This window comes from Mariprofundus erugo, from assembly GCF_005818865.1.
Classification (GTDB): domain Bacteria; phylum Pseudomonadota; class Zetaproteobacteria; order Mariprofundales; family Mariprofundaceae; genus Mariprofundus; species Mariprofundus erugo.
Window position 1 is genome coordinate 58205 of sequence record NZ_VBRY01000007.1, and the last position, 20783, is coordinate 78987.

At 56.8% G+C, this 20783-nt stretch carries 24 protein-coding genes; 17 read left to right on the plus strand and 7 right to left on the minus strand.

The features are described from left to right. The first annotated feature begins 28 nt into the window (after window positions 1-28). Complete coding sequence (locus tag FEF65_RS08355) at window positions 29-796, plus strand: glucosaminidase domain-containing protein (protein ID WP_138239353.1); 768 nt, start codon at window positions 29-31, stop codon at window positions 794-796. A 48-nt stretch (window positions 797-844) separates the two neighbouring features. Here FEF65_RS08355 and FEF65_RS08360 read toward each other — a convergent pair whose 3' ends face one another. After that, on the minus strand, window positions 845-1006 hold the full coding sequence (locus FEF65_RS08360) for a queuine tRNA-ribosyltransferase (RefSeq protein ID WP_138239354.1): 162 nt from the start codon (window positions 1004-1006) through the stop codon (window positions 845-847). Between the two features lie 180 nt (window positions 1007-1186). After that, window positions 1187-1693: a type 3 dihydrofolate reductase gene (folA, locus tag FEF65_RS08365; protein WP_138239355.1), complete on the minus strand. Its 507-nt coding sequence runs from the start codon at window positions 1691-1693 to the stop codon at window positions 1187-1189. Between the two features lie 96 nt (window positions 1694-1789). Here folA and xth point away from each other — a divergent pair, with 96 nt between their 5' ends. The 6 genes from xth to rodA all read left to right on the plus strand — a co-directional run bounded on the left by xth (window position 1790) and on the right by rodA (window position 7809). Next, window positions 1790-2548, plus strand: coding sequence for an exodeoxyribonuclease III (gene xth / locus FEF65_RS08370; protein ID WP_138239356.1), 759 nt, complete (start codon window positions 1790-1792; stop codon window positions 2546-2548). 111 nt (window positions 2549-2659) lie between these two features. Then, window positions 2660-3697, plus strand: a complete 1038-nt coding sequence (locus FEF65_RS08375) for a rod shape-determining protein (protein ID WP_138239357.1) — start codon at window positions 2660-2662, stop codon at window positions 3695-3697. Window positions 3698-3700: 3 nt separating this feature from the next. Continuing rightward, the gene (gene mreC / locus FEF65_RS08380) at window positions 3701-4489 is read left to right on the plus strand and encodes a rod shape-determining protein MreC (protein WP_138239358.1); all 789 of its coding nucleotides are present in this window, start codon (window positions 3701-3703) and stop codon (window positions 4487-4489) included. Between the two features lie 14 nt (window positions 4490-4503). Continuing rightward, window positions 4504-4893, plus strand: a complete 390-nt coding sequence (locus FEF65_RS08385) for a hypothetical protein (RefSeq protein WP_238701273.1) — start codon at window positions 4504-4506, stop codon at window positions 4891-4893. Beyond that, window positions 4874-6706 carry a penicillin-binding protein 2 gene (gene mrdA / locus FEF65_RS08390; RefSeq protein ID WP_138239360.1) on the plus strand — a complete coding sequence of 611 codons (1833 nt, stop codon included), beginning with the start codon at window positions 4874-4876 and terminating at the stop codon, window positions 6704-6706. Before FEF65_RS08385 ends, mrdA begins: the two co-directional genes overlap by 20 nt. Next, window positions 6703-7809 (plus strand): rod shape-determining protein RodA, encoded by a 1107-nt coding sequence (gene rodA / locus FEF65_RS08395; protein ID WP_238701275.1) that lies wholly within the window; start codon window positions 6703-6705, stop codon window positions 7807-7809. The genes mrdA and rodA overlap by 4 nt, the downstream gene beginning before the upstream one ends. A gap of 118 nt (window positions 7810-7927) precedes the next feature. On the opposite strand, the gene cspE is transcribed toward rodA, so the two are convergent. Beyond that, entirely contained in the window at window positions 7928-8131 is a 204-nt protein-coding gene (gene cspE / locus FEF65_RS08400) for a transcription antiterminator/RNA stability regulator CspE (RefSeq protein WP_138239361.1), read from the minus strand. A 221-nt stretch (window positions 8132-8352) separates the two neighbouring features. Next, entirely contained in the window at window positions 8353-9033 is a 681-nt protein-coding gene (locus FEF65_RS08405) for a YiaD family glycine zipper/OmpA-like lipoprotein (protein ID WP_138239362.1), read from the minus strand. 205 nt (window positions 9034-9238) lie between these two features. On the opposite strand from FEF65_RS08405, the gene FEF65_RS08410 reads away from it, so the two are divergent. Genes FEF65_RS08410 through FEF65_RS08425 form a run of 4 tightly spaced genes read left to right on the plus strand, consistent with a single transcriptional unit; the run spans window position 9239 to window position 12658 of the window. Further along, complete coding sequence (locus FEF65_RS08410; RefSeq protein ID WP_238701276.1) at window positions 9239-10078, plus strand: sterol desaturase family protein; 840 nt, start codon at window positions 9239-9241, stop codon at window positions 10076-10078. Then, window positions 10071-10274 carry a hypothetical protein gene (locus FEF65_RS08415; protein ID WP_138239363.1) on the plus strand — a complete coding sequence of 68 codons (204 nt, stop codon included), beginning with the start codon at window positions 10071-10073 and terminating at the stop codon, window positions 10272-10274. The genes FEF65_RS08410 and FEF65_RS08415 overlap by 8 nt, the downstream gene beginning before the upstream one ends. Window positions 10275-10277: 3 nt before the next feature. After that, entirely contained in the window at window positions 10278-11315 is a 1038-nt protein-coding gene (locus FEF65_RS08420) for an AI-2E family transporter (protein WP_138239364.1), read from the plus strand. Between the two features lie 59 nt (window positions 11316-11374). After that, window positions 11375-12658 carry a POTRA domain-containing protein gene (locus FEF65_RS08425; protein WP_138239365.1) on the plus strand — a complete coding sequence of 428 codons (1284 nt, stop codon included), beginning with the start codon at window positions 11375-11377 and terminating at the stop codon, window positions 12656-12658. A 55-nt stretch (window positions 12659-12713) separates the two neighbouring features. Here FEF65_RS08425 and FEF65_RS08430 read toward each other — a convergent pair whose 3' ends face one another. The 3 genes from FEF65_RS08430 to FEF65_RS08440 are packed head-to-tail and all read right to left on the minus strand — an operon-like array spanning window position 12714 to window position 14600. Further along, complete coding sequence (locus tag FEF65_RS08430; protein WP_138239366.1) at window positions 12714-13013, minus strand: hypothetical protein; 300 nt, start codon at window positions 13011-13013, stop codon at window positions 12714-12716. Between the two features lie 52 nt (window positions 13014-13065). Further along, window positions 13066-13410: an ASCH domain-containing protein gene (locus FEF65_RS08435; protein WP_138239367.1), complete on the minus strand. Its 345-nt coding sequence runs from the start codon at window positions 13408-13410 to the stop codon at window positions 13066-13068. Between the two features lie 59 nt (window positions 13411-13469). Then, window positions 13470-14600, minus strand: a complete 1131-nt coding sequence (locus FEF65_RS08440) for an HDOD domain-containing protein (RefSeq protein ID WP_138239368.1) — start codon at window positions 14598-14600, stop codon at window positions 13470-13472. A gap of 130 nt (window positions 14601-14730) precedes the next feature. Here FEF65_RS08440 and miaB point away from each other — a divergent pair, with 130 nt between their 5' ends. From miaB to FEF65_RS08470, 6 genes are read left to right on the plus strand one after another with little or no spacing between them, the layout of a single operon-like run. Further along, window positions 14731-16089 carry a tRNA (N6-isopentenyl adenosine(37)-C2)-methylthiotransferase MiaB gene (miaB, locus tag FEF65_RS08445; protein WP_138239369.1) on the plus strand — a complete coding sequence of 453 codons (1359 nt, stop codon included), beginning with the start codon at window positions 14731-14733 and terminating at the stop codon, window positions 16087-16089. Further along, complete coding sequence (locus tag FEF65_RS08450; protein WP_138239370.1) at window positions 16076-17023, plus strand: PhoH family protein; 948 nt, start codon at window positions 16076-16078, stop codon at window positions 17021-17023. The genes miaB and FEF65_RS08450 overlap by 14 nt, the downstream gene beginning before the upstream one ends. After that, window positions 16995-17483, plus strand: a complete 489-nt coding sequence (ybeY, locus tag FEF65_RS08455) for an rRNA maturation RNase YbeY (protein WP_238701279.1) — start codon at window positions 16995-16997, stop codon at window positions 17481-17483. Before FEF65_RS08450 ends, ybeY begins: the two co-directional genes overlap by 29 nt. Continuing rightward, window positions 17480-18310 (plus strand): hemolysin family protein, encoded by an 831-nt coding sequence (locus tag FEF65_RS08460; RefSeq protein ID WP_138239371.1) that lies wholly within the window; start codon window positions 17480-17482, stop codon window positions 18308-18310. Before ybeY ends, FEF65_RS08460 begins: the two co-directional genes overlap by 4 nt. 12 nt (window positions 18311-18322) lie before the next feature. Further along, on the plus strand, window positions 18323-19801 hold the full coding sequence (gene lnt / locus FEF65_RS08465) for an apolipoprotein N-acyltransferase (protein ID WP_238701280.1): 1479 nt from the start codon (window positions 18323-18325) through the stop codon (window positions 19799-19801). Beyond that, on the plus strand, window positions 19794-20783 hold the full coding sequence (locus tag FEF65_RS08470; protein WP_138239372.1) for an NAD(P)H-dependent glycerol-3-phosphate dehydrogenase: 990 nt from the start codon (window positions 19794-19796) through the stop codon (window positions 20781-20783). The genes lnt and FEF65_RS08470 overlap by 8 nt, the downstream gene beginning before the upstream one ends.

A 20783-nucleotide genomic window follows, 5' to 3' on the forward strand; every position in this document is an offset into this window, starting at 1 on the left:
GATTTCAACACAGCGTTACGATTGCATCATGAAAACATTCAATCTTACTTCGATTTTTTTACTGGCCTCCCTGCTCCTTTCGGGTTGTTCGGTTGACCACTTCAGTCTGTTTCAGAGCGATGCACCTGCCCCGGTACAGGTCGACCATCAAAAGCCGGCATCAACGCATGGTGATGTCAGTGCCCGCAAGGCGGCATTTTTTGCCAGCATGAAGCCGGTGGTGATGCGGGAAAACAATCGTATCAGGGAGCTCAGAGAGGAGCTCTATGCCATTCGGGCCCTGCGCCACCCGGGCAAGGCAAAATTGAAACTGGTTGCCCGGGTTGCCCGCGATTATCAGCTGGAGCTCAACGGAGAGCCGGATGCTGCATTCTGGCAGGAGTTGCTGGTTCGGGTGGACGAGGTGCCACTCGAGATGGCGCTGGTACAGGCTGCCAATGAATCGGCCTGGGGGAGCTCCCGTTTTGCCCGCGAAGGTAATAATTACTTCGGCCAGTGGTGCTTCAAAAAAGGGTGCGGGCTGGTGCCGAATCAGCGGGCTGCAGATGCAACCCACGAGGTGCGTCGTTTCGCCGGCGTCGATGAGTCTGTCCGTGCCTATATGTACAATATCAATACATCCGGGGCCTATGCAGAATTTCGCAGTATCAGGCACAGCCTGCGGGTGCAAAGCCGGCCGCTTGATGCCGAAAGCCTTGTTTACGGGCTGCGTTCCTATTCGGAGCTGGGTATGACCTATGTGGAGATGATTCGCTCAATGATCCGCAGTAACCGTGAGTTGATTGCCAACAGCTGAAGCACTTTTTTTGGGGGCGCCCCCATGGGGGTGAAAGCTGCTGTGACCTCAGATCTGAATCTGCATACCCTGTTCATCTTCGATATAGAGCGTGTGGCCCAGATGGCGCAGCCAGCAGGCGACCCTGGCCAGCTTTTCATGGTTGCCACGAACGTGGCGGACAATGCCTGCGTCGATGAAGAGTCTGTATCTGTAGCTTACGTTGACCATGGCTTTAACCTCCTCGTTCCATTCTATCTATCGGTTGCAGCGGGGACAAAATAAGGTCGGGCTTGGGTGGTTACGATCTTTTTGTGTCCATTTGCGGTTCGATTTCCATGGGCTCTGTTTTAGTCGTGAGCATAAAAAGTGCCAGTGCATGGGCGGAGTTTCTGGCTGATGACGGGCAACTCAGAGGGGCTGACGTCGCTCAAGCACAGTGAATGTATACGGGTAGATATTGCTGGCATCCGCCGGGTGTGACTCATGATGAACCACTTGCCATGCGGTGCGATCAAATTCGGGAAACCAGGCATCGCCTTCGCAGGCTGCATCGACCTCGGTGATATAAAGGCGGTCGGCATGTGGCAGCAGCAAGCTGTAAATTTCAGCGCCGCCCATCACCATCAACTCCTCTGAACCGGCAACACTTGCCAGTGCTGCGGCAAGATTGTCTGCTACGCTGCACCCTGCAATATGAAGTCCCTGCTGGCGGCTGAGAATCAGGTTGGTTCGTCCTGGCAGCGCTCTGCCGATCGACTCATAGGTTTTTCGTCCCATCAGTACGGGTTTGCCCATGGTCTGCCGTCTGAACCAGGCCATATCAGCCGGGAGGTGCCATGGCAGGCTGTTTTGCCTGCCGATCAGACGGTTGCGATCCATGGCCCATATCAGGGAGATGAGAGGAGGAGTTGCCATCGGCAGAGCCTCTCTGAAGCAGACGACAGAGGCAAGTCACCCCTCTTCTATGTCGTCGATCTTGAGCCGGGTCTGCTGCCCGGTCATGATCTGCCCATGAAAATTGTTAGCTGGAATGTGAATTCACTGAGTGTACGCCTGCCTCATGTGCTCGATTACCTGGCAGATACAGCACCGGATGTGCTGGCCCTGCAGGAGACAAAGGTGCCCGATGACAAATTTCCTGCCGCTGAGATTGAGGCGGCCGGATATCAGGTGATCTATGCCGGTCAGAAGAGTTATAACGGTGTGGCACTGCTGGCACGCCAGCCGTTTGCACATGTGGTATCAGATCTGCCCGGACTGGATGATCCGCAGCGCAGGCTTATCGCGGCTACAGTTGATGGTGTGCGTATCGTAAATGTTTATATCCCCAACGGCCAGGAGGTCGGCTCGGACAAGTACATCTACAAATTACGCTGGCTGCAGTCGCTTTACGATTTTCTGCAGGGGGAGATGGCAATATATCCCCGGCTCGTATTGCTGGGGGACTTTAATATTGCTCCGACGGACCTGGATGTGCATGACCCGGTGCGCTGGCGTGACAAAATTACCTGTTCTGCCGGAGAGCGGGCGTGGTTTGATGTGCTGCTTGGCCTGGGGTTGATCGACAGTGTCAGATGTTTGTACCCGGATCAGCCCATATACAGCTGGTGGGACTATCGTATGAGCGCGTTTCGACGCGGCTGGGGGATCCGGATTGATCACATACTGGTGAGCCGGGAGGTGCGTTCTGTATCCGCAGGGGTTTCGCTACAGCCACGTATGCTGGAAAGGCCCAGTGATCATGCGCCTGTCTGGTTGCAGTTCGAGTGAAGGCAGAGTTGCTGGTTGATGGTTGAAAAATAACATCTTTTCCGGTGCGACTTTACCTGTCCTGATTGTGCAACTAGTGTTACCCGTTAGCTCTTCAGAGGCAGGTAATGCATGCTGCAACGTTTGTTCGGGTTCTTTTCCCGTGATATTTCGATCGATCTTGGTACGGCCAACACACTGATTTATGTGCGCGGGCAAGGTATCGTGCTCAATGAGCCATCGGTGGTGGCTGTGCACGTAGGGGGCGGGCGGCAACACCGCCGGGTGCTCGCTGTGGGTACCGATGCCAAGCGTATGCTCGGGCGAACCCCTGATTCGATCCAGGCCATTCGACCGCTCAAGGACGGCGTGATTGCCGACTTTGTGGTGACTGAAGAGATGCTGAAACAGTTTATTCGCAAGGTGCATGAGCGTACCTGGGGCATTCATCCCCGTATTGTCATCTGTGTGCCTTATGGCTCGACCCCTGTCGAGCGCCGTGCCATTCGTGAATCGGCCCTGTCGGCCGGTGCCCGCGAAGTTTACCTGATCGAAGAGCCGATGGCGGCGGCGATCGGTGCCAATCTTCCCGTGACTGAAGCATCCGGTTCGATGGTGGTGGATATCGGTGGCGGAACCAGTGAAATTGCCGTGATATCCTATGGTGGTATTGTCTATTCCCGCTCGGTGCGAGTCGGTGGAGACAAGATGGATGAGTCCATCATCAACCATCTGCGTCGCAAATACAGCCTGCTGGTCGGAGCGCCGACCGCAGAAAAGATCAAGATTCAGCTGGGCAGTGCCTTCCCGCAGGAGACCCGGCGTCAGATGGAGGTCAAGGGCCGCGATCTGATTAATGGTGTGCCGAAAAATCTGCTTCTCGATGACTCTGAAATTCTTGAGGCATTGACCGAGTCGGTGAACGCCATTATCGAAGGGGTGAAGGTTTGTCTTGAGCGTACCCCGCCCGAGCTGGCTGCCGATATTGTCGATAAAGGGATTATGTTGACAGGTGGCGGAGCTATGCTGGTCGGGCTTGACCAGTTGCTGCGTGAGGAAACCGGTTTGCCGGTGACTGTGGCTGAAAACCCGCTGGACTGCGTGGTGCTGGGCAGTGGTCGTGTACTGGAAGAGCTGGATCGCATGCGGGGCGTTCTTTTCGAGGAGTAAGCCATGCCTTTGGTCAGACCCCGGGCCCATTTGTGGCTGGTTGGGGTGGCTCTTCTGACAGGCCTCTACATATTTTCACAGTTGGCCACGGGCTCCACGCCCATGCTGTTGATGTCACCGCTTCTCGAGGCGTTGCATGCGCCTGCCCGCTGGTGGCAGGGGGCAACCTTATGGTTTGCCGATCGCGATCGATTGCAGTCGGACTACTCCGATTTCCGCCGAAAGGTTGAGCAGCAGGCCGCCCTGATTCAGGAGGCGAACAGTCTGCGTGAAGAAAACAGGCAGTTGCGCTCTATCCTTGATATCGCCGGTATGCCGGGGTATCGCTGGCATGCCGCCAAGGTGCGGGGGCGCAGCCCTGAAAGTATGAGCCAGCGGCTGGTGCTTGAGGTGGATAGCGTCTCCAGGGATGATGTGATTGTTTCCAGCGAGGGGTTGGTCGGGGTCATTGACAGCACCTCGGAAGATCATGCAACGGTACGTACGATTTTTGATGCCTCGCTGGCGGTGCCGGTCACGCTGCCCGATACGCCGCTGGCTGCTCTGGCCCGGGGGCAGGGCAGCAGCATTGCCATTGATTTTATTCCTTTGCAGCTGGCACCACATCCCGGTCAGGTGCTTTACACCAGCGGAGCGGGCGGTCTGTTTCCGCCCGGCATTGCTGTTGCGCGGATTACCGAGGTCAAGCCGATAGAGGGAAGGCTTTTTGTTGAGGCCTCGGCAGAGCCTGTGGCTCACTGGCAGCGAGATAACTGGCTGGCTGTCGCATCCCAGCTGCATGCAACACCATGATCGCTGCGCCTGTGATGTTGTTTGCCCTGCTGGGGCTGAACATGAACATGGCTTTTTCCAGCTCTCTGATGCAGCCGGACTGGGCTCTTGCCCTGTTGCTGGCAAGCCTGGTGGCACAGCGTCATAACTGGCTTTGGGTATTGCCGCTGGTTATGTTGCATGATGCGGTGCTCTACTGGTCGCTGGAGACGAGTTTTGTTGTCTTTGCCATCATTCCATTTGCCATGATCTATTTCGACCAGCATTTGGGGCCGGGGCTGCCTCAGCGGTTGCTGCTGGTCTTGCTGGTGCTGCTGGCCATGTTTTATGATGGCTGGTCGGCGGATTCCTGTCTGCTGACTCTCTGCCTGTGTGTACCTGTGTGGCATCTTCTGGCGAGGCGTTATGCGCAATACGCTGCTTGAGATTCGCGGCCGTTTCGATGTGCGCATGCTGGTGCTGTATGCTGCAGTGCCGGTTTTTCTTGGAGCACTGGCCATGCAGATGCTCAAGTTGCAGTGGTATGAACATGCTCACTATGCCTTACAGGCGGAGCAGAACCGGCTGAATATTGTGCCGGTGCTGCCGGTGCGCGGCGAAATTATGGATGTGGAAGGGCGCGGGCTGGCGATCAACCGCATTGCCTACTATGTGCAGCTGATACCGGAGCGTGTCGCCAACCTTGAAGAGACACTGGCAGCATTGGCGGAAATGCTGCACTGGAGTGACAGCAAGCTGGAGCAGTTGCGCAAGCGCATTCAGGTGACCCGGCCCGATCGCCCGGTATTGCTGGATGACAAGCTGCAGTGGGAGCAGGTATCGCCGCTGGCAGCCCGTTTGCATCATCTGCCCGGGGTGGATGTTGAGTCAGGCAGTTATCGGGAATACCCCTATGCCGGATTGACCTCCCATCTGATTGGCTATCTGTCGCTGGTGGACAAGGAGGATCTGGACGGTCGTTATTTTCCCAGTGAATTTATCGGCCGTGCCGGGGTGGAGCGCTCGTTCGAGCAGGAGCTTCATGGTTCTCCGGGCTCACAGCAGGAGGAGGTGGATGCGCTCGGGCGCAGGGTGGCCGTATTGAAGCGTTCGCCCTCTGTCATGGGGCACAAAATCAGGCTGGCGCTGGATATTGATGTGCAGAAGGCTGCAGCCGATGCCCTTGGTGACAGTACAGGCGCAGTGGTGGTCATGGATGTCCATACCGGTGCCGTGATAGCCCTGCTTAGTCAGCCGGGCTATGACACCAATCGCTTTATTACCGGGCTTGAATCCGAGCAGTGGAAGACGTGGCTGAATGATCCTGAAAAGCCGCTGTTGAATCGTGCCAGCCAGGCTGCCTACCCGCCTGCATCCACGTTTAAGCTGGTGACGGGGCTGACCGGTCTTCAGCATGGTTCACGTCTTGCCAATGGATCGACCAATTGCCCGGGCTATGTTGAGTTTGCCGATCGCAAGCTGCGCTGCTGGAAACGGAGTGGGCATGGGATGGTGTCGATGCATACCGCGATTGTTCAGTCATGCGACGTCTACTTTTATCAGCTGGGTGATCAACTTGGTATGGGGGCAATCAGCGATGCGGCGATGGAGTGGGGGCTCGGTGTGAAGACCGAAATTCAGCTCAGTCCGGAATCGCGTGGCTCTGTTCCGACCCAGAGTCCCTATATGATGTCAGCGATCAAAAACAGTGCCAGCAAACGGATGAAGTGGTTCAGAGGTGAGACCATGATCACCGCCATCGGCCAGGGGGCGCTGACGGCAACGCCTTTGCAGATTGCCAGGCTGGCTGCTGCCATCGCCAATGGTGGCAAGGTGCTCAAGCCACAGCTGCTGGCGGATGTGCCGCCTGAGGTGTTGAATCAGGTTGATGTCTCGGAGGAACACCTGAATATCATTCGCAAGGCCATGCGCAGTGTGGTTGAAGATCCATCCGGTACCGCCTATCGGGTACTGGGAGATGCGCCATGGGATGTGGCCGGCAAGACAGGCACCGCCCAGGTGATCAAAATGGCCCAGGATAAAAAGAAGGCACTCAGTCAGGATCTGCTGCAGCGTCAGTTTCGCGATCATGCATGGTTTATGGGGTATGCCCCCTATAAAAATCCCAAGGTTGCCATTGCGGTGTTTATAGAACACGGAGGCCATGGCGGAGCTGCTGCGGGTCCCGTTGCGGCTGAAATCATTCGTGTCCTTGCGGCCAAGGAGCAGCGGGCCGGGGCGGATGGAGTGCAGCCATGATGCGGATGCTAAAGTCGATTGACTGGATCTTGCTGGCGACGCTTTTTTGTCTGGCCATGCTTGGTATGGTCACGCTGTATGCTGCGGTGCATCAGGGGGCACCGGGGCTGTGGCAGAAGCAGGGCATGTACTGGGGAGCGGGTATGGCCATCTTTACCATGCTCTGTTTTATGCCGCTGCGCTTGCTGGGGCTGGCTTGCTGGCCGATGTACGGCGTGGCGCTGTTTCTGCTGTTGCTGGTGCCGATCATCGGTGACATTCACATGGGGGCGCGGCGCTGGCTGAACCTCGGGGTGATGAATCTGCAGCCTTCGGAAATTATGAAGTGGGCGCTGATGTTTATGCTGGCCAGCTGGTTCGCCTCTCGTGAAGCTCGCGGATGGGTTGAAATTGTTGTGCCGCTGTTGTTGACGGTGATGCCTGCTGCACTGATTGTGATGCAGCCCGATCTGGGCACGACGCTGGTGTTGTTGTTTGCCGCCACGGCCCTGATTATTGCTGCGGGGTTGCCCTGGCGGCTATTTGGCCTTGCCGTGGTAGCCGGAATTGCATCGCTGCCGGTGCTGTGGCATTTCATGCATGATTATCAGAAGCAGCGGGTACTGACCCTGCTTGATCCTCAGTCGGATCCGCTGGGAGCGGGATACCATGTGATTCAGTCAACGATCGCCATTGGTTCAGGTGGTCTGTTTGGCAAGGGGTTTATGCACGGGACACAGGCCCGGCTCCATTTTTTGCCTGAGCAGCATACCGACTTCATCTTTTCGGTGCTGGCCGAGGAGGGGGGCTTTATTGCGGTGGCACTGCTGCTGTTTCTCTATGGGCTGTTGATTATCCGCATTCTGTGGATCGGACATCGTGCCCATAGTCGTTTCGGATCACTGCTGTGTGTGGGGATCGCATCGATTTTTGTGCTCTATATTACGGTTAATATCGGCATGGTTTCCGGTCTGTTTCCGGTTGTGGGGTTGCCGTTGCCCTTTATCAGCTATGGTGGATCAGCGCTGGTGAGTATGTTGGCTGCCACCGGTCTGGTGATGCGGGTGGCGATTGAGTCGAAAGGACAGATTCCGTGGCAGCGGCCGGGTAGTCCGCTGGCGTAAAGGTTGTCGCCATGATCCGCCCGGGGAGTTATCTTTTTTAATATGGCTGTGTATGAATAAAAAAATCCCCCGCCTTTTGAGCGGGGGATCCGGTTAAATTGTGTTGATGTGTTGAAGCTTACTGCGGGATAACGTTGCGAGCCTGAGGACCCTTCTGGCCGTCTTCGATTTCAAATTCAACCTTCTGGCCTTCCTGCAGAGACTTGAAGCCGTCTACGTGGATTGCTGAGAAGTGTACGAATACGTCGTCTCCGCCGTTGTCCTGAGCGATGAAGCCGAAGCCCTTAGTATCGTTGAACCACTTTACTGTACCTGTTGCCATTTTGAACTATACCTCAATCTTTATTCGATAAATTAAAGCATGCATGTTTATCAAACAGACTGTTCGTTGGGAAAATCGAGAAGAAACTTCCGAGCCGGCCAAACAACATCTTCAACAACCATGTTCTGCGCCGCACACTATAAAGCTGGGATTCTGAGAAGACCAGCACTATTCACGGAGTGTGGCAACCGGGCTCACTGCCGGTTGCCACGCACGTGTGATCACTGAATATTCTGATCCGGCACAATCATCATTTCTACACGGCGGTTGAGCTGCCGGCCGGCCTCGGTGTCATTGCTGTCGCGTGGCTGAGTTTCTCCGCGCCCTTCTGTGCTGATGCGGTTCGGGTCAACGCCATGATCGGCAAGTGCCCACTTGACCGACTGGGCCCGCTGCTCTGACAGGCTCTGGTTATAGGCGGCCGAGCCTCTGCTGTCGGTATGGCCGATGATGTGAATGGTCGAACGCGGGTAGCGATTAAGAATATCGGCAACCTTGCTGAGGGTGTTGCTGAATGCAGGCTTCAGTTGCGACGAATTATTGTCAAATGAGACCTCGGAGTTCATGGTGATCTTCAGGTTTTCATTCTGCAGGCGCTCAACCTCGATCTGATGGGCCCGCTGTTCTGCGGCCAGCTGACGGTTGAACTCGGCTTGCTGCTTGTCCATATATACGCCAACGCCGGCACCAAGGGCGCCACCGGCTGCCGCACCGATCAGGCCGCCGCGAAGCGCACCTCCGGAGTGATCCTGCTGATAGCCGATGACAGCACCGGCAATGGCACCGACAGCGGCACCGACAGCAGCATTTTGCTTGGTGTTTTTGTTGGGATCATTCGGGTCGCTGACACAGGCGGCCAGTGCCAGGCCGGCTGTCAGACTTACAATAACGATTTTCTTCATGATAGTTCCTCCGAGAATGAGGTGTAGGTCGCCCGTTTCGGCGTCCGACGATGCTGCGCGAATTCAATGTGCAGTCAACCGGCCGGCAGTGATCTGTGTCACAGAATACAAAATCAGCAGGGCTGATGGGTTCATTTTTACGTTTCGTGCCCGGGTTGACTCCTGAGCTCTTCCCCGTAACGCACTCTTGCGGCATGATCCATGTATGGATGAGCAATCAATACGACTGTCAGCATTTCTGGCTGTTTTGATAGTGATGGCTGTGGCTGAGGGGAAATACCCGTGCCGACCTCTTCGCTTTGGTCGCCGGCGGTGGCCTGCCAACCTTGCGATGGTGGTCCTTAACTCCATGATGATGCGGATACTTCCCGTCAGCAGTGCATCGGCAGTGGCGATATGGGCAAATGCCCACAGTGTGGGGCTTCTCAATCAATTCTCCCTGCCTGAGGGGCTGGAGGTTGCGCTTGCGATTGTGTTGCTGGATTTGGCAATCTACGGACAGCATGTGTTATTTCACGCGGTGCCGCTTCTTTGGCGGTTGCACCTTGTACATCACGCCGATCGCGACATTGATGTCACAACCGCACTGCGCTTTCATCCGCTGGAAATGATTCTGTCGCTGTTGATCAAGGCCGTCGTGGTGATTCTTCTGGGGGCACCGGTCCTGGCCGTGCTGTTGTTCGAGGTGATACTCAATGCAATGGCGATGTTCAATCATGCCAACCTGAGGCTTCCCCGCCGGTTGGACGGTTTGCTGCGATGGCTGTTGGTGACGCCCGATATGCACCGTGTCCATCATTCGATACTCAGGCATGAGACCAACAGTAACTATGGTTTTAACCTGAGTGTGTGGGACCGATGGTTCGGAACCTGGCGAGCGCAGCCTGAAGGTGGCCATCAGGCGATGGTGATCGGGCTGGCGCATCTGCAGCAGGCACCGACGCATACGTTGCTCTATATGTTGCGCTTGCCGTTTTCCGGAGAGATCGGTCAGTATCCGATGCTGCATCGCAAGAGTGAACAACAGGAGGGTGACGGTGGATGAAGAGCTGGTGAATCGTTGTGAGTGTGTGAACAAAACATTCGAGCAGCTTAAGGTTTACGGCACGCTTGATGAGGCACAGGAAGCAACAGGGTGCGGCAGGGAGTGTGAAGGATGTATGCCTTATTTGCGGTTGATGTTTGCTTCAGGTGAAACCGCGTTTGATCTGGATGATCCGCGGCTGTCGTCCTATCAGTAACTGATGCAGCACGGTAGCTCGACGATGATGACGGCAGCGGCTTTTGTCGTAGTCGTTGCCGGTATGCAGGCGGCGGTCTCGCTGCTGGTTCCCTTTCTGCTTGCCGCGTTTATTGCCATTATCTGCCTGCCGCCTCTCTACTGGTTGCATGCACGTGGCATGTCATCGGCAATGGCCGTGTTGCTGATTGCCCTGACGCTGGTGCTTGTCGGTGCCCTGATCGGTATTTTTGTTGGCGCTTCGGTAGCCGACTTTTCCCATAATCTGCCGACCTATCAGGCTCGTTTGCAGTTGCAAACCGATGCGTTGCTGAACTGGCTGGCCGGTATGGGGCTGCATCTTGATTCGCAATTATTGCGGGATAACTTCAGTCCGGCTCAGGCGATGGGGATGGCAGGCAAACTGCTTGCCGGTCTTGGTAACATGCTGGCCAATACATTTCTCATTATTCTGACGGTAATTTTTTTGTTGCTGGAGGCTTCAGCAATGCCGCATAAGTGGCGGGTGATGGGGGAGCACGCCCCGTCCGGTGAGCATTTCCGCCGTTTTGTTGCCAGCGTGAACTCCTATCTGGCCATCAAGGGCTGGGTCAGCCTTGCCACCGGTGTCATGGTTGCGATCTGGCTGTCCGTGCTGGGCGTGGATTACCCGTTGTTGTGGGGGTTGATTGCCTTTTTGTTCAACTTTGTTCCCAATATCGGTTCGATTATTGCCGCTGTTCCGGCCGTGCTACTGGCCCTGATTCAGGTGGGGCCGGGCACGGCGCTGTTTGCCGGTGCCGGTTATCTGGTGGTCAATATTGTGATGGGAAATGTGATCGAGCCCCGCTATATGGGAAGAGGTGTGGGCCTTTCGACGCTGGTTGTATTCCTGTCACTGGTGTTCTGGGGCTGGATACTGGGGCCCATCGGTATGCTGCTTTCCGTGCCGTTGACGATGATTGTCAAGCTGGCGCTGGAAACCGGTGAGGAGACCCGCTGGATCGCCGTTCTGCTTGGGCCGGATGTGGTTGCGGATGAGAAACGGGAGGGGACGACCTGATCGCTCCGATGGTGTAGACTGAGCTCTGGCGGGTTAGATATTCAGGGGGCTGTCAGAATATGCTTCGGTTGATTTTTACCCTTGTCGTTTTTCTGCTGCTGTCGGCAGCTCAGCTTTTACCTGCATGTGCGGATGACGGTGTGTGGATCCGTGATATCCATATCACCGGTTTGCAACGGACCAGTCCGCGCACCATCTTGCGCGAGCTTCCCTTCAGCGTTGGCGGTTTGTGGCATGCTGACAGTCAGGCTGCCGGTGAGCGTCGTCTGCGTAATCTGGGCTTATTCAGTACGGTTGTGATTTTGCCGCCGGGAGAGGATGGCTCGGTGCATGTGGTTTTGAAAGAGCGCTGGTCGCTTTTCATTTTGCCGGAGGCCTCCCGTTCGGATATTGGTAAATCGACAGCCGGTGTCACCCTGACGGAGCATAATCTTTGGGGGCTGCACCATCAGTTGCGGGTGGCTGTTCGGGAGGATACAGGTAAAAATTTTTCCGGATTGAAGGGGACGCGTGCCGATGGCAGTTATCAGTGGCGGCGGGTGGCTGATGGTCCGGTTAGTCTGGCTTTTGGCATGGGTGCCGGGCGCAGCGTTTTCGATGCATTTGATCAGGGCGTGCTGACCGGACAGTACCAGCAACAGAACAGTAGCTGGTATACCAGTGCAAGCTGGGCACTGGGAGCAGTGCCGGGGGATGGCTGGGATCTGGGGCTGGGTTTTTACAGCAGTCGCTCGACCTTCAGGCTGGTGACGGGGGCTCCGGCCACGCTTGTGCAGGACAGCCGGCGCAACAGTGTGTTGAGTACGGTGACCTATACAAATCTCGATGATCACACCACCTGGATCACCGGCACGGGCTTTCAGTATGCACTCGATGTGGCTCACCAGGGATTCGGCTCAACCGTCAATGTGTATCGGCAAACCTCATATCTCACGCATCATACCCGGCTCTATTCATCGACAGCCACGCTTGACTGGCGCATCAGCGGCGGTGCGGCATCCGGTCAGGTGCTCAAGGACGGTTTGTTCGATATTGGCTCAAACAGCGGGCTGCGCGGTTATCTGCCGGGTGAGCTGCAGGGGCAGTACTATCTGTTCGGCAATATTGAGGGCCGGTTTCCGCTGCCGGCGGCGAGCAATGTTCAGCTGGTTGCCTTTTCGGATGTCGGTCAGATCTGGAGTAGTCATCGGCCGGCCTTTCGCCGGCCCGTGGTGGCCGGTTTCGGCGGCGGGGCCCGGCTGACCTTGCGCTGGCTGGTCAAGGGAACCTTCCGGGTGGATGCTGCCTATGGTACGGCGACCCGGCGCTGGCGCTTCTATTTCGGTACCGGTCAGGCGTTCTGATGCTGTTCCTGCTGACTCGCTCCGCCGGTCATGCGGATGGCTGCGGATGTTGCGGTTATGATTTCTGCGTCGCCCTTAATGATGCGAATGCTTCGCGCAGCTCGGGTTTGCGCCCGAGCCACAGACGGGCCATGAAAAAGGAGACCTGTTTGAGGTAGATCAGCGTAAGCAGCATCAGAAGGCTTGAGATGCCCATCAGCCATAGCCCGACGCTATTGCCTTTGTCGACCAGCATGGCGTAGGTGAAAAAGTAGATACAGAGTGTCAGTGTAAAGGCAACGCCAATGACGACAGCGATATTTTCCTGCTTTTTCCTGATGGTTGTTATCGCATCTGTAGTATCGTGGCTGCTCATTCCAGGGGCTCCCGCAAGTGGTTTATGGATTCAGGGCCGGTGCGTGGTGCACTTATCCGGCCGGATTCTGATCCGCGCGTTGAAATGTATGCACCCAGACCAGATCATCCGGATTCCACTCCATGCCTTTGTGCATGCGCAGGATGAGGTCTTTATAGGCGGCCAGATTCGGATACCCTTCAGCCATAGCGTCCGCATCGGTCATGTCGCCCAGGCGCTCACGGGTCAGTGAGGTGACGGTAAAGGTAATGCCATCAAGCTCGAATGTTTCGCCCGGCCAGCCATAGACGCCATTGCGGCCCTGGCGGGTTTTTCTGCCGCTGATGGCGGCTTCCACCAGTTTCGGGTGGCGTACAAGGTTGGTGATGTCACATGTCTTTTCAGGATACTGATTCATAGCCGAACTATCGTTGATAGAACGGGTAGAAGTCCATTGCTTTTATGGGCAGTGACGGGTTATGGCTGCGGCGGAGGGAAAAGGTCCGGGAATGATCGTTTCAGTCGCTCGATTGCATCATCCAGCTGCTGGAAAAATACCGGGCTGTTGACCGGGATTTGCAGGGTGTCGGCCAGATAACGCGTGTTTTCCGGCAGCCACTGTCGTTGATGGGGTTGCCAGATACCATCACCGGACAGGCCTGAGCGCTGTTGCAGAACCAGGTGGGCAAGATGGTTGATCATGTTGGCCTGAGGGTCGGGAGTATCGGCGACAGGAAGCTGATCCGGATGGTGATGGTGAGTGATCAGCTCCCGTACCTGTCTTGGCAGGTGCCAGTGCAGGGCGAGCATGACACCGGCATCAAGGTGGGTATAGCCCAGTGCGGCATGCTCTGCGGCAAGGCTGTCGTGGCCGGCTTTGATCAGGGTTGAAAGCTGTTGCAGCCGTTCGTCCGGTTCAGTATGCAGAATGACCAGCTTGCCGATGTCGTGCAACATGCCGTTCAGGGAGGCGGTCGAACGATCCACCGAGCGGGCCGGCTCGGCCAGCAGGCGGGCCAGGGCTGCGATCGCCTGGGAGTGGAACCAGATATAACGAATCTGGTGGCGATTTGTGTTGTTGCTCAGGTCCGGCGCCAGTGACTGAAAAATGACACTGCTGGTTTCATGCAGGCCAAGGCGGGCAATGGCCAGGGGAATGTTGGTAATTTCAGACTGGCCCGGAGAGGCATAGGCAGCTGAATTGCAGACGGTGAGGATGTGCGCGGTGAGGACCGGGTCGCGTACGATGCATTGCCCCAGATCGCTGGCGGAGGCGCCGGGTTGTTGCAGAATGGCCTGTATTTCGTGCCATATCTCCGGCATGGGGGGGATTGAGTTGATGTGGGCGGCAAGACGCTCAATGGCCTCTTTTTGCATCGGCAGTGGCTGTTTGATGCTGTATGCCGGCGTTGAAACGGGTCCTTTCGGGCACATGTCGAGCAGGTTTTGCAGGCTCTGTTGTGGTTGTGTTTCACTGTTTGATGAGCGGGGCGCATATCCTTTCGAAGGCCCGGCTTTTTTGCCTGCCGCAGCAGGGCTGCTCCGTTCAGGTTGACGGCTCCGGTTGGCGCCGGATAACCACGCCATTAATTGCGAAAACCATGACATGCATGCCTCCGGTATTCTGTGAACAGGCGCGAATCACAGGGATTCGCAGGTGAAATCGAGCAAGAATGCTGCCACAGGATACGACGGATGTTTGCCTGCGCCATACGCCCGCTTTAGCCTGCGCCATTCCATGAAATCAAAAACAGATCCCATACGCTCTCTTGATACGCTGTTTATCCGCACTTACGGCTGTCAAATGAATGAATATGACTCCGGGCGGATGGCCGACATCATGAAGCAGGCATACGGTCTGCGTCTGGTCGACCGGCCGGAAGATGCCGATGTGATTCTGATGAATACCTGCTCGGTACGTGAAAAGGCGGAGGAGAAGGTCTATTCAGAGCTGGGGCGCTATCGCAAGCTTAAAGATAAACGACCGGATATGATCATTGGCGTGGGCGGGTGCGTCGGCCAGCAGGAAGGTGAACGCATCCAGAAACGGGCCCCCTATGTGGACCTCGTGTTCGGGCCCCAGACCTATCACCGTCTTCCCGAAATGGTGAAGAAGATTCGCCGTGATCGTGTGCAGCTGACTGAAGTCGATATGCCTGAGATCGAGAAGTTTGACAGCCTGCCGCGCCATCAGGGGCAGGGGGTAAGTGGTTGTGTGACCATTATGGAGGGGTGTGACAAATTCTGCACCTTCTGTGTGGTGCCCTATACCCGCGGACCTGAGATCTCCCGCCCGGTTGAGGATATTCTGACCGAGTGCAGACAGCTGCTGGCGGACGGCGTGGTGGAGATCAGCCTGCTGGGACAGAACGTGAATGGTTACCGTGGTCTGGGTGAGGATGGTGGAGAATGGGATTTTACCATGCTTCTCTATGCGGTTGCCGCACTCGACGGGCTTAAACGTTTGCGTTTTACCACCAGTCACCCGATGGAGATGACCAGCGAGCTCTGTCGTGCTTTCAGCGAGATTCCGCAGCTGATGCCTTATCTGCATCTGCCGGTGCAGTCCGGTTCCAATCATATGCTTAAAATGATGCACCGGGGCCATGATCGTGAAACCTATTTGCGCCTGATTGACGAGCTGCGCGGATATTGCCCTGATATCGCCCTCTCCTCCGATTTTATTGTCGGCTATCCCGGTGAATCGGATGAAGATTTTGAGGATACACTCGATCTTGCCCGTCAGGTTGGCTACGACACGGCCTACTGCTTCAAGTATTCGCCGCGTCCTGGAACGCCGGCCTCGCATGCTGAGGACAGTGTTCCCGAGGCGGTCAAGGATGAGCGCCTGCAGCGTCTGCTGACCCTGATGCGTGAGCAGAGCCGCCTTGGCATGGAGCGTCAGCTTGGTCGTACGGTCGAGGTTCTGGTTGAAAAGCCGGGACGCAATGAAGGCGATATGGAAGGGCGCACGGCCGATTACAGAATCGTGCACTTCCGTGGCAGCCCCCGCCAGATTGGCCAGATATTGCCGGTTCGGATCATGGAGGCGTACGGGCAGTCGCTTCGGGGTGAGTTGATTCTTGTCGGTGAGTGAGTCGGCGAGCAGACGTATTCCGTTGCAGTTATCGCTTGGCGGGACGGAGTTACAGGCACTGTGTGGTCCCGGCAATCGCGTCCTCCTGCGCATTGAGCGCTATTATCAGGTGAGTTTTCTCGGGCAACCGGGAGACTGGATGGTGGAAGGGGATCAGGCTGCCGAAGCGGTGCAGGCAATCAGGCGATTACAGACACATCTTGAGCGCTACGGGGAGTTAAGCGAGGTGGATATAGAAGGCGCAATGAAAGATGAGGGCGGGACTCAGGCGGCGGCCGATGTGCTGATCGCAGGGCGACGCCATATCTGTGGTAAAACGCCGAATCAGCGCAGCTACCTGAAGGCGATTCGCAGCAAGACGCTGACGCTGGCGGTTGGTCCGGCCGGTTCCGGTAAAACCTATCTGGCTGTCGCAGCAGCGGTATCGGCCATGAACAGCAATCGGGTGGAGCGCATTATTCTGACCCGGCCGGCTGTTGAAGCGGGTGAGCGGCTGGGATTTTTGCCAGGGGATATGCAGCAGAAGGTAGACCCTTACCTGCGACCGTTGTTTGATGCTCTGGCGGATATGCTCGGTGTCGAACGTATGAATGCGCTGCTGGAGCAGAACCGCATCGAGATTGCACCTCTGGCCTATATGCGTGGCCGAACGCTTAATGATGCGTTTGTGATTCTCGATGAAGCGCAGAATACGACGCGCGAGCAGATGAAAATGTTTCTCACCCGTCTGGGTTTTGGTGCCTGCATGGTTGTGACCGGCGATGTGACGCAGGTGGACCTTCCCCGTCATCAGCAAAGTGGCCTGCTGCATGCTTTAAAGGTGCTGGAGAGGGTTCCGGATATTGCCATCTGCCGCCTGGATGCGCGTGACGTGGTTCGCCATCAGCTGGTTGAGCAGATTGTAAATGCCTATGAGGATGATGATCGTGATTGATGTGATGGTTGATGAGGAGATCGAGGGCGAATTTACCCCGCCGGAGACCATTGCTGCGGCAGTGATGGCCGCGTGCACTGTGACGGATCCTGACACAGCGGAACCGGAAGTGTGTGTGCGCTTTGCCCCGGATATGGAGATCAGGGAGCTGAACAGCCAGTGGCGGGGCAAGGATGCGGTCACTGATGTGCTCTCGTTTCCGATGCAGGAGCCGGATGCCATCGATTTTGATGAGTCCCTTGGGGATATTGCGCTGGCCATTCCGTTTGTGTTGCAGGAGGCGGAGCGCCTGGCGCTGACGCCGGAGGCCCATATCCAGCACCTGGTGGTGCATGCAACCCTTCATCTGCTTGGATATGATCATATTGATGACGATGAGGCGGTTATCATGCAGCAGCTTGAGCGGCAGGCGATGCAACAGCTCGGCCTGCATGATCCCTATCCGGAGTTGCAGGCATGAGTGATGTATTGCGTCGCTGGGGCGGCCGATTGCGAACGTTACTGATTGAGCAGCTGCGTCCGGGTCGTGATGAGGAGGAGTTGCTGGCCGTGCTCGGTCGCGCGGTTGCCGTGCAGTCGGAAGAACAGCGCAGCATGCTTGAGGCGATTGTGCACTTTCATGACACGCGCGTGCGCGAGGTGATGATTCCGCGCTCCGAGATTCTGTCGGTGCCTGCCGATGCATCACTGGCCGATGTTGAACGGGCGATGGTGGAAAACGATGTTGCCCGTATGCCGGTGATTGATGGTGATATCGACCATGTGCTGGGTATGGTGCATGTCCAGGATGTGATTGATGCAAGGCTGAAGGGGGAGTCACCGTCGCTTGCCTCCCTGTTGACGCCATGCCTGAAGGTGCTGGAGCTTGAGCAGGTATCCGGCCTGCTCTCCGAGATGCGCGAGCATGCGTGCAGCTTTGCGATTGTACTCGATGAGTTCGGTAGTACGGCTGGACTCGTCACGCTATCCGACCTGGTGCGCGAGATTTTCGGCGAGATCGGCGAAGATGGCGAAGATGAAGAGCAGGAGTGCAAGCCATTGCCGGATGGCAGTTATATGGTGATGGCACGCATGCACATTGAAGAGCTCAGCGAAGCGCTGGATGCGGTGTTGCCAGAGGGTGATTATGACACCGTCGCCGGCTGGCTGACCTCACGCCTTGGCCGTATTCCACAGGCCGGAGAGGTTGTACAGCTTGATGGTTTCCGCATTCATATTATCGAGGCAGATCCCCGCAAGGTCAGCAAGGTACGCATTCAGCGTCCGTCACACGCACTGAAAACATAAACGGGTTTAATCATGCCCGCCATAGAAACCATCGCCCATTATCGCAGTCATATCATAGCCTTCGGTCTTGGCGCGATGATGCCGTTTGCATTCAGCCCCTATGACCAGCCATGGCTGGCTCCTTTGCTGCTGGCCGGTCTTCTCGGCCTGTTGATGCGAGGGCATGCTGCCGGGTATGCATTCGGACTGGGCTGGTTCGGCCTTGGCGCATGGTGGCTGGCTCCGACACTGCACACATTTGGCCATTTGCCATGGCTGGTTGCGGCATTGTGCGTGACCCTTGTCGGCTGTGTCATGGCGGCACTGCCTGCATTGCTGGGCTGGTTGTGCTGGCGAACGGCAGGGCGTAGCAGCCGGGTATTGCTGGCGTTCCCTGCGGCAACGGTTTGTGAGGAGTGGTTGCGCGGACATCTGTTTACCGGTCTGCCGTGGACCGCGCTGGGCAATGTGTTGCTGGATACTCCGGCCATTGGCTGGGCCTCCTGGTTTGGTGTGTATGGTGCGGCGGCGTTGCCGGCACTGGCTGCGGCAGCACTGACACTGCTTTCCATGCGCCGGTGGCGTCCGGCGATTGCGGGCGGTGCTCTGGCCTTGCTGTTATTCTGGCTGGCTCCACCGACAGCGGCGATTCCGGATGGCCCGCTGTATCGGGCTGCGCTTGTACAGGGCAATATTCCTCAGGATCAGAAGTGGGATGCGGCTTTTGTCGACGAGACGATGCAGCGTTATGCCGACCTCTCCGCTACGGCGGCGCGTGGCAATGTGGATCTGATTATCTGGCCGGAGGCGGCCGTTCCTTTTTTCCTCGAACGGGCTCCCGGCTGGAATGGCTGGTTGAATACGCAGGTCGACAGCTGGCACACACCGCTGTTGTTCGGGGGCTTGAAGCTGACCGGCAAGCGAACGGCGCAGAATGGCCTGCTGGCTGATGACCCGCTTGACGTTTCCGGCGCAGAGCGCCCCTTTGCCGGTAAACATCATCTGGTGCCATTCGGGGAATATGTGCCGTCATGGATTCCGTTTTTGCATGCGCTGGTGCCCGAAATTGCCGACTTTAAAGCGGCAGAGGACAGCGGTGTGCTGCTACTGCGCGGCCATCGATATGGTGCGCTGATCTGTTATGAATCACTCTTTCCCGAGGAGGCCAGAGCACGGGTGTTACATGGTGCGGATGTGCTGGTGAATGTCACCAATGATGCCTGGTATGGCACAACACCGGCTGCCTGGCAGCATTTTCAGGCAGCTCGTATGCGGGCCGTTGAGACAGGCCGCTATGTATTGCGTGCTGCCAATACAGGTGTGACAGCCGTTATCGCGCCGGACGGGAGTGTTCAGGCAAGCCTGCCATGGTGGCAGCAGGGGAGCCTGATTGCCTCCTATCAGCTGTCGAACCTGCAAACGCCATACATGCGCTGGGGCGACTGGCCTTTGCCGGGGGCACTGCTCATGCTAGCAATTGCCCTGCAGGCAGGGAGGCGGCGGCATGGGTGAACAGCAGGTGGTAACTGTATGGGGGGCCGGTTCATGGGGAACGGCTCTGGCACTGGTATTGGCACGAAGCGGTCGTCAGGTCCGGCTGGTGGCCAGAAACGATGTGCAGGCGGAGTTGCTGAACAGCAGCCGTGAAAATGCCCGCTACCTGCCCGGCATTCCGTTGCCTGCCAATCTTCATGTGATGGCTGATCCTGTCGTTGCCATGCAGGGGGCTGCAGCTTGCGTTTATGCCTTGCCATGTGCGACGGTTGACAGCTGTTTGCCATTGCTTGCCGATGGTGATTACCCGGTGATTGCGGCCTGCAAGGGGCTGCATCCGCAGACGCTTGAGCGCACCGACCAGATGTTTGCGCGCCATATTGCTGCGCAGCGTATTGCATTGCTATCCGGACCATCCTTTGCCGCTGAGGTGGCCAGAGGACAGCCGACGGCCATTACGATGGCTGCCTCTGATCTGGCCAAAGCAGAAGCTGCAGCTGCGTTTTTTGATGACACCTCATTCCGTATCTATAGCAGTGATGATCTGATCGGTGTTGCGATGGGCGGGGCACTGAAAAATGTTATCGCCATTGCCGCCGGTATGGCTGATGGGCTGGGGTTTGGCCACAACTCGGTGGCTGCAGCTGTGACCCGTGGATTGTCCGAGATGGCGCGCCTGACGGTCGCCTGTGGCGGGCGTTATGAGACCCTGATGGGGCTCTCAGGGCTCGGTGATCTGGTGCTGACCTGTACCGGCACGCTGTCCCGTAATCGCCGCTTTGGAGCAGAGGTGGCCAGAGGCGCTGCGGCAGCTGCGGCTGTTGCGAGTATTGGCCAGGTGGTTGAAGGTGTGCGTACTGCCGAGGCTGCTGACCGGCTGGCTGGGCATCTGGGTATTGAGTTGCCACTGATACAGACCGTGCACCGGGTTTTAAGCGGAAGCGTACGCTTGCCGGATGCCGTGCATGTACTGATGAGCCGTCCGGAGCGAGCAGAATAA

What these genes read in the sequence shown, in the direction of transcription:
- FEF65_RS08460 (WP_138239371.1), top strand. Translation starts at nt 17,480, where the DNA reads ATGAGTGATGTATTGCGTCGCTGGGGCGGCCGATTGCGAACGTTACTG.
- FEF65_RS08385 (WP_238701273.1), top strand. Translation starts at nt 4,504, where the DNA reads ATGTTGTTTGCCCTGCTGGGGCTGAACATGAACATGGCTTTTTCCAGC.
- FEF65_RS08405 (WP_138239362.1), bottom strand. Translation starts at nt 9,033, where the DNA reads ATGAAGAAAATCGTTATTGTAAGTCTGACAGCCGGCCTGGCACTGGCC.
- cspE (WP_138239361.1), bottom strand. Translation starts at nt 8,131, where the DNA reads ATGGCAACAGGTACAGTAAAGTGGTTCAACGATACTAAGGGCTTCGGC.
- FEF65_RS08420 (WP_138239364.1), top strand. Translation starts at nt 10,278, where the DNA reads ATGCAGCACGGTAGCTCGACGATGATGACGGCAGCGGCTTTTGTCGTA.
- FEF65_RS08470 (WP_138239372.1), top strand. Translation starts at nt 19,794, where the DNA reads ATGGGTGAACAGCAGGTGGTAACTGTATGGGGGGCCGGTTCATGGGGA.
- FEF65_RS08435 (WP_138239367.1), bottom strand. Translation starts at nt 13,410, where the DNA reads ATGAATCAGTATCCTGAAAAGACATGTGACATCACCAACCTTGTACGC.
- lnt (WP_238701280.1), top strand. Translation starts at nt 18,323, where the DNA reads ATGCCCGCCATAGAAACCATCGCCCATTATCGCAGTCATATCATAGCC.
- FEF65_RS08360 (WP_138239354.1), bottom strand. Translation starts at nt 1,006, where the DNA reads ATGGTCAACGTAAGCTACAGATACAGACTCTTCATCGACGCAGGCATT.
- FEF65_RS08425 (WP_138239365.1), top strand. Translation starts at nt 11,375, where the DNA reads ATGCTTCGGTTGATTTTTACCCTTGTCGTTTTTCTGCTGCTGTCGGCA.
- rodA (WP_238701275.1), top strand. Translation starts at nt 6,703, where the DNA reads ATGATGCGGATGCTAAAGTCGATTGACTGGATCTTGCTGGCGACGCTT.
- xth (WP_138239356.1), top strand. Translation starts at nt 1,790, where the DNA reads ATGAAAATTGTTAGCTGGAATGTGAATTCACTGAGTGTACGCCTGCCT.
- FEF65_RS08440 (WP_138239368.1), bottom strand. Translation starts at nt 14,600, where the DNA reads ATGTCATGGTTTTCGCAATTAATGGCGTGGTTATCCGGCGCCAACCGG.
- ybeY (WP_238701279.1), top strand. Translation starts at nt 16,995, where the DNA reads ATGCCTATGAGGATGATGATCGTGATTGATGTGATGGTTGATGAGGAG.
- mrdA (WP_138239360.1), top strand. Translation starts at nt 4,874, where the DNA reads ATGCGCAATACGCTGCTTGAGATTCGCGGCCGTTTCGATGTGCGCATG.
- mreC (WP_138239358.1), top strand. Translation starts at nt 3,701, where the DNA reads ATGCCTTTGGTCAGACCCCGGGCCCATTTGTGGCTGGTTGGGGTGGCT.
- folA (WP_138239355.1), bottom strand. Translation starts at nt 1,693, where the DNA reads ATGGCAACTCCTCCTCTCATCTCCCTGATATGGGCCATGGATCGCAAC.
- FEF65_RS08430 (WP_138239366.1), bottom strand. Translation starts at nt 13,013, where the DNA reads ATGAGCAGCCACGATACTACAGATGCGATAACAACCATCAGGAAAAAG.
- FEF65_RS08410 (WP_238701276.1), top strand. Translation starts at nt 9,239, where the DNA reads ATGGATGAGCAATCAATACGACTGTCAGCATTTCTGGCTGTTTTGATA.
- FEF65_RS08355 (WP_138239353.1), top strand. Translation starts at nt 29, where the DNA reads ATGAAAACATTCAATCTTACTTCGATTTTTTTACTGGCCTCCCTGCTC.
- miaB (WP_138239369.1), top strand. Translation starts at nt 14,731, where the DNA reads ATGAAATCAAAAACAGATCCCATACGCTCTCTTGATACGCTGTTTATC.
- FEF65_RS08375 (WP_138239357.1), top strand. Translation starts at nt 2,660, where the DNA reads ATGCTGCAACGTTTGTTCGGGTTCTTTTCCCGTGATATTTCGATCGAT.